General features: G+C 46.6%; 1 protein-coding gene. It reads left to right on the top strand.

Features of this window, described 5'->3' with window-relative positions; genetic code table 11:
- Positions 1 to 53: 53 nt before the first annotated feature.
- Positions 54 to 260, top strand: a complete 207-nt coding sequence (locus ACTRWF_RS19735) for a hypothetical protein (RefSeq protein ID WP_012517740.1) — start codon at positions 54 to 56, stop codon at positions 258 to 260.
- Positions 261 to 279 lie beyond the last annotated feature (19 nt).

Below are 279 nucleotides of genomic sequence, written 5' to 3'. Positions count from 1 at the left end.
TAACGTGGTTACCAGAACAGTAACTGGGGAAGCCTGGCATTGGATCCAATCAAATGGTTGGACGTATCGTTCAAGGAGTGATCCAAGAATGTTGCGAGTGTGAGGTGGCAGATGAACCCGTAGTAGTGAGTAAGGCTAGGCCGATGAAAGCCAGTAATGGTGTGGAGGGTAAAACCAAGCCGACTATCAGCATTGTGTTTGATAGGATCCATTTTAGCCAAAAGCTTAAATGGATTGCGAAGGGGGGAAGCAGACTTTAAGACTCTGATGAGTTGTGAG

This window comes from Alteromonas sp. G5_S2_22_S1 (assembly GCF_054968525.1).
The sequence above is the reverse complement of the archived record's forward strand: the minus strand, read 5'-3'. Positions and strand labels throughout refer to the sequence as shown.